Annotated in this window: 6 protein-coding genes and 2 pseudogenes; 1 reads left to right on the top strand and 7 read right to left on the bottom strand. The window is 55.7% G+C overall.

The genetic code is table 11. The features are described from left to right. Positions 1-784 (bottom strand): hypothetical protein (locus EN984_RS19460; protein ID WP_164765534.1); only part of this gene is annotated, 784 nt, incomplete at its 3' end. Positions 785-951: 167 nt separating this feature from the next. On the opposite strand from EN984_RS19460, the pseudogene EN984_RS19455 reads away from it, so the two are divergent. Further along, a pseudogene (locus EN984_RS19455) lies at positions 952-1,196 on the top strand (MoaD/ThiS family protein). A gap of 80 nt (positions 1,197-1,276) precedes the next feature. Here EN984_RS19455 and EN984_RS19450 read toward each other — a convergent pair. The 6 genes and pseudogenes from EN984_RS19450 to EN984_RS19425 all read right to left on the bottom strand — a co-directional run bounded on the left by EN984_RS19450 (position 1,277) and on the right by EN984_RS19425 (position 5,924). Then, complete coding sequence (locus tag EN984_RS19450; protein WP_127266995.1) at positions 1,277-3,223, bottom strand: DUF3732 domain-containing protein; 1,947 nt, start codon at positions 3,221-3,223, stop codon at positions 1,277-1,279. After that, on the bottom strand, positions 3,220-3,708 hold the full coding sequence (locus EN984_RS19445) for a three component ABC system middle component (RefSeq protein WP_127266996.1): 489 nt from the start codon (positions 3,706-3,708) through the stop codon (positions 3,220-3,222). The genes EN984_RS19450 and EN984_RS19445 overlap by 4 nt, the downstream gene beginning before the upstream one ends. Next, positions 3,705-4,901 (bottom strand): ABC-three component system protein, encoded by a 1,197-nt coding sequence (locus EN984_RS19440; RefSeq protein WP_127266997.1) that lies wholly within the window; start codon positions 4,899-4,901, stop codon positions 3,705-3,707. The genes EN984_RS19445 and EN984_RS19440 overlap by 4 nt, the downstream gene beginning before the upstream one ends. 188 nt (positions 4,902-5,089) lie before the next feature. Next, positions 5,090-5,191: pseudogene (locus EN984_RS38870) on the bottom strand (ABC transporter permease); the annotation flags it as partial. A 35-nt stretch (positions 5,192-5,226) separates the two neighbouring features. Then, a complete protein-coding gene (locus tag EN984_RS19430; RefSeq protein ID WP_127266998.1) occupies positions 5,227-5,559 on the bottom strand; it encodes a hypothetical protein in 333 nt (110 codons plus the stop codon). Positions 5,560-5,567: 8 nt separating this feature from the next. Continuing rightward, complete coding sequence (locus EN984_RS19425) at positions 5,568-5,924, bottom strand: hypothetical protein (protein ID WP_127266999.1); 357 nt, start codon at positions 5,922-5,924, stop codon at positions 5,568-5,570. Positions 5,925-6,011: the final 87 nt, after the last annotated feature.

Below are 6,011 nucleotides of genomic sequence, written 5' to 3'. Positions count from 1 at the left end.
CATAGAGCTCTGCCGCCTCGTCGGCTGAGACGGGGACACCGTTTGCTCCTATGAGTTCTGCATTCGAGCCACGATAAGCCTGAGGAAACAACTCCTCCACTCGACGCCAATCCTCTGGAACGATGCGCCATGCCCTCGTCGCCTTTACCGCATAAAGCCACTTCCCACGGGAGTCCTGATCGCGCTCCTTTTCGGCCCAGCGATCCCCCGAGATGAACTCCTGCGCGTGACCGATCTCGTGGGAGATCTCAAGCACCCCGACAACCTTGCCGCGCATGTTTTCCGGGCCCTTTCCCTTGGTCACGTAGATCGCGACCAGTGTCCCCGGCTTGGAGTTGCTAAGGTAACGGGCCCGCCGAGCTTCGTCGGCAAATCCGATGCATCCCCAGCTGGCTGGATCGAAGCCCCAGAACGATGTCAGCCAGACCTGCCGGCCATCGGGTAGGGTATCGGTGGCCGGGGCGAGTTCTGGAACCGACGTCCAGTCAAACGCAAACACCTCTTGCTGGGCAGCCTCGATGTCTATAGCTCCGAGTGCGCTGCGGATGTATGCCATCGCATCTTCAGCTGGATGCCGCTCCCCCTTCTTCACCAGGATCGTCGTGAGAGGCGGCAGCCCACGATCCGCCAAATAGTGCAGAATGACCTCGAGATTTCGCCCAAGCCCGCGGCCCGTTGGATGGTTCCAGCCTACTGCCTCACCAACCTGCTGGTATGTCGTCCGCCTCTTATGCAAAGCCTTTGCAGCCAGGAAGCGGGCGATTTCGAATTGAAGCGTATCCATTCGTTACCCATCATTTCAAGTGAATGCTTAAAGGACCGATTTTTCATTACTTCCAGTGCACGCTGATGTGACGATCGACGTCTTCGTTCTTCAACTGTTTGTCACATTGCTAGTCGGCCTGGCGGCGATCGAGGCGGAACGGGAAGGCTAGGGCGAGGGGTGCGCTGATGGTCGAAGTCACCCCTTGGGGCGCCGTCGGCCAGCTTGCCGACGGCAAGAGCAAGGTCGAGGTCGAAGCCAAGGACATCAGGGAGCTGTTCAGGAAGCTGGCTGAACAGTATCCCGGCCTCGAGCCCTGGATCGACAAAGGCATCGCGGTGGCGATCGATGGGACGATCTATCGCGAGACGTGGTCGAAGGAATTGCCGCAGGGGGCGGAGATTTTCTGCTGCCGAGGCTGGCGGGTGGGTAGGCGGACAGCCGTATCCCCGCCGTCGACGACGCAGATCTGGCCAAGTGAATTGAAATAGCGAACACAACGCAAAGATTTCATTATGTGAGAGGAATATCAGGCCAGTCGTCGGGAACAAGAGCTGGCGGCTTAGTCCATGGCCCTTCAACCAACGCGGCTTGAAACCAATCGTCACGTAGGTTCGCGTGCTCAGTAACAATCAATTGGAAGCCGGGCGCATCTTGAATCGTGAACCGAGACAGGACCTCGAACAGCCGCCTAACGGCCTCCAGATCGGCATCCTTTTCAGTCTGTTCGATTGACCCTCCAGCTTCCGCGTAAGCCTTCTCCGAAGGAAAATATACCTGTGTCGGTTGGTCGATTAGCATGAATCTCGGTATGGGCTGACCGTAAGTCGAAGCGAACCGATGAAGGGCCAGTAGTGCGGCCAGATGATACGCCAAGTGATTTTCGCCGCCACCTGTCCTGTTCATATAGATCGGCCGACCAGGCCGATCTATAACGACAGTGAGATTGTGCAGGTCAAGGCGAGCCGGGTACTGGCCAAACTCACCACCGAGAGCGGCGATGTATCCAGACATATGCATAGAGATATTGCTGAGTGTCGATACCAAACGAGATTCTGTATCATCGGCGCCAAGCTTTCGTTCGAGACCTTCTACCTTGGCCTTGAGTCGGCGCTCCTCATTCTTAAGCTTCGTCATCTCGGTATCGGGTACAAGGTTCTCCAGAAACAAACTAATGCGACCGACCACACGTGAAGCGGCGTTGTTCCTGCTGCCCGTCTGGGCGATTACTTCGCTGGCCGCAATGGCGGAAGCTAGTTCCAACTCCCTGCTTCGGAGGTCGTCTCCTATCGAGACCACTTCCTTCTGCCGCTCGACCAAATAGGCTTCTAAGGCGGGCCGTTCGCCAGTCACAGCTATCAGTTCGCGATCCAAAGAGGCGAGTTCCGATAAAAGTGCCTCGGCAATAGGGGTTGTCATGCCGAGGTTGGCTTCTACAAATGGCCACTGCCATTCCCCTGTGGCCTTGTTGGAGGGGAGTGCCTTGATAGAACTCAAGCGATCCCGTTGCTCCGTAACTTCGCTCTGGAAACCTTCCGCTCGGCGGGCGAACTGCTGCGCGCTTTCTATCCGGCGCTGTGTCTCTCGACGTCGTTCCCTGAGATCGACCAAGTCGTTCTCGATGGTTGACACCCTTTGACCGTCGTCTTCGGGTGTAGGCGTTGGTTGCCAGTCAAGAGCCTGTCGGAGAAGATCGACGACCGCCACCTCGTCGCCGCCAATGGATCGTAGAATGCCAACGGCCCGAGCTTCCGACAGGAGGCCGATCGCGCGCTCCTCGGAACTGTCGATTGCTTCGTTGGCTTGCTGGACGAGCTTTGCATTTAAGCGAAGCTCGCGTTGCGCAATGCGCAGTTGGGATTCCAGTGTAAACTTGTCTCTACCAGACACCCCCAGCAGGATGGGTAGCGTGTCCTTGATCGCTTGCGGCTGGTGCGGCTCGTTCTGGCGATAGAACAACTGATCCTTGTTGGTTACAATCGCCTGTTTCTGGAACAGGTAGTAGAAGGTATGTTTTACGTTTGCATCGTAGCTGTCCCGACTGTTTTCAAGCGGAACATCGGTGGTATTCTCAGGAATGCCGAGCAACCCCGTTAGCAGAGCGACGACGCCGTCATCAGTGTCGTTGACTACGAGTTCGTTGAACGCTGGTGCATTTAGCACGGCTCCGCGGCGAACCATGACGGTACTTCCGCTTTGCGCACCAAGTACAGGAGCTGGTTTCGCCACGAGCACCTGTTCGCCCTCGAAACGATAAATAACCGCGTACCAAGTTACGTGATCCCGGATCACGCCTTCGGGCACGTTGAAGGTCGATCGTCCCATGCAATATTCGATGATATCCGAAAGGGCGGATTTGCCGGTGGAGGACCTGCCAGTAATTACGTTGAGGCCATCATGAAAGATCACATCCCGACGGCGGCCATCATTACTATATATATGGATTGACTTGATCTTCATGGTCTAATGCCCAGTGTGGTATAGATAGTTCCTCTATCACCAATGCGCGCGAACTCTTTTCCCAAGAACGCCGCAACGCGTTGACAAGCTATGGACTCAGGAGTGCCGTTAATAGTCTTTCGCACACCTTTTGGCTTGGAAAGCAACCGGCCGTCCGGCTGAACAGCCAGTGCATCGACATGCATGAGCAACCCGAGTGCTTCGAAAGTGAACGGAAGGATATCGGTGCAACGACGGTCGAATCCAACTTGGAGTTCCGGATGCTCCGCAACCACCTTCAAGAAATAACCGCGGTTTCCGCGCTGCAAAGTTTCACGAGACTGGCGCTGCAAACACAATGGCAAAATCAGCAGGGACAACGAGAATGGCATGCCTTCTTTGGCTTCCTCCTCGAACCCAGATAAAGCGCGAAAGAGCACAAGGCCACAAAATGCAGGGTTGAAGAGGTTGCGAATCTCAATTGGCCGCTCGCTCCAGCTTTTCATGCGGCAATGCCCAACAATTGAGCCAAGCGCTGCATGAATCGCGGATGCCAATAAACTCGGGGAGATGGAGTCGAATTGGCGAGAATATGGAAAGCACCGCGAACCACATATGGCTCCATGACGCGCTCCCGTATTCTTAGCCTTTCCGTTTCCATCTCTGCCCAAAGATAAAGCTCTTTGCCGGCTGCAATGCATGCATCAGGTTGGCTATCATCGGTAATGGTCTCGAATGCGATCTCCCGATAATGTGCCCATTCCTCGACGAGACGGTCTTCGTATTCCTCGATCTCACCCGAGACCAGCAGGTTTTCGCGAGCCCAACTCGAGCGCTGTTCGAACGCCCGGTAGTAGTCGAGGATCGCGTTTTGGATTCGACCTGCCGGCAGATCGAGCACACGCAGTTGCTCAACGAATATTCGTGGGTCGTTTAAGGCATCGATCTTGCCGTCTGGATGGCGATTTCGGAACGTTATGGGCAGGTTATCCGCTCGATACTCGTCGGCGAGCGCCGCAAGCTTGTCGGAAACCTCCTGGACCTTGATCGGTTTCTTCCGTTCGCCAGACAGAAGCTTAATAACGGTGTCGGTCCACCAACCCTCAAGTCTCTCGAACAAAGCGACGCGGAATTCTCGGCGGACGGTGCGAAGCCGTTGATCCACCAACATCGGAATTTCATTAATTCGTGGTGCCGCTGGGAAGATCGTTATGCGTCCGTAGAAATCTCGGGTCTCTTCGGCGGTCAAACCATCGAGTTCGGATTTGACTTTTGCGATTTCACGGGACTGGCTTTGAGCCAGAATATTCGCGGCCACTTCAGCTCTAGTGCCGTCATCTGCTTGCACACCGGTAAACAGGGTAAGGAATGAGTTGGGAGAAATACTCGCAGTGCTGAACAAAAGGAAGCGGGCGTCAGACGCCTCCATACCGCTCGCCTTGTAGTATTTGATCCATATGCGCACCGACTTCCAGAAGTCGACCGATAAGTCCGAGAGCCTGTCTCCTGGGGCTTTGTGCTTAAGCGAAGCCAGCGAGACACCTGCATTGGTGGCTACAAATTCTACGTCATCATTTCTTTCGATGTATACAGCACCATCCTCCGGAAGATCGAGCACCTTCAGGAGTGCAAATCTGGCCTGATATATATAACCTAGCCCCTGCTCCGCTGCCGAAAACGCCGAACTAGAGTCGGTCATTCACCGGAAACTCAATAACAGGATATTTGAGACACGTTCCAACTCATCCCCCATCTATGTTTGCGATTTAAATATCTGGGTTATTTTAAATAAACAACCACTCGATTTGATGGGCGAGTGCGAAAATTGCTGCGCAGTTGTGATTTCTGCGGCCTTGGACACTGGCGCGAATTGTGACGAGTGAATGGCTACTTTTCTTCCACGATCCGCAAATACGCCGCCGTCACGAACAGCACGAACAAGATCCGCCTTGCCTCCTCGGGCATTAGCAGGGTCGTCAGCACCGGGAGATTTCATGCCGAGGTGACGGGTGCCGCGAGGCGACTCAGCCCGCGAATGCTTCGAATGTATCCCTGGAGGTCAGCATCGCCTGGCCCTTGAACGAGATCGAGAAATCACCGAGCTGGTACTGGCCCTGGTCATTCTTGACCAGAATGTCGCCATCAACCGTGTTGAAGCCACTCTCGATGCTTTTGAGGATCCTGTCGACGTAGCGCAGGTTGCTCTTGGCGGAGAGACTGTCTTTCTTGGCCAGCTGCGCGAGACCTTGGAGCTTCGGATCGTCGCCGATGCTTTGCAGCCGTGCTTCAACGGCCTCGGGGCCGGTGCGCGCCAACGCCGCATTCAGGGCCGGCAGTGCCTTCTGCAGGCTGAACAATGCAGAGGCTATGGATACTTCGTCGGCCGCACCCCCGGGTTCAAATTGCCCTGCAGTTCCTTCGGCAGCGGCAGGCTTGAGCATTGCAGGTGCACCTCGCGGGCGAACAGCTTTCGTTGCTTCTGCTCATGCTCCTTGATGGCTGCGACGAGCCCCATCGAGTATGGACCAAGCAAGACGCCGAAACCCCACCCCGGATGCTCCTTCTCGCGAGCTTGGTAATCCGAAGCCGCCCTGCGGGCCTGTTGGCATGCCGGCGAAGCCCATTTCTGGTCCTGCTGCGAAAGCGACGCCTCATAGTCGACCGGGGAGGTCGCGCACCCGGCCACTGCCGCAGTCAATGCGAGGCAGATTGCGTTTCTCATCCGAAGCCTCTCCTAAGCCTTGTGAAGGGCCTGCATAGACCTCTTCATCCCACAAGGCGATAGCTGCGGCCATGCGCCTTCCCACCC

The sequence above is a fragment of the Mesorhizobium sp. M7A.F.Ca.CA.004.12.1.1 genome (assembly GCF_003997835.1).
Taxonomy (GTDB): Bacteria; Pseudomonadota; Alphaproteobacteria; order Rhizobiales; family Rhizobiaceae; genus Mesorhizobium.
This window is presented reverse-complemented; position numbering and strand designations above follow the sequence as displayed.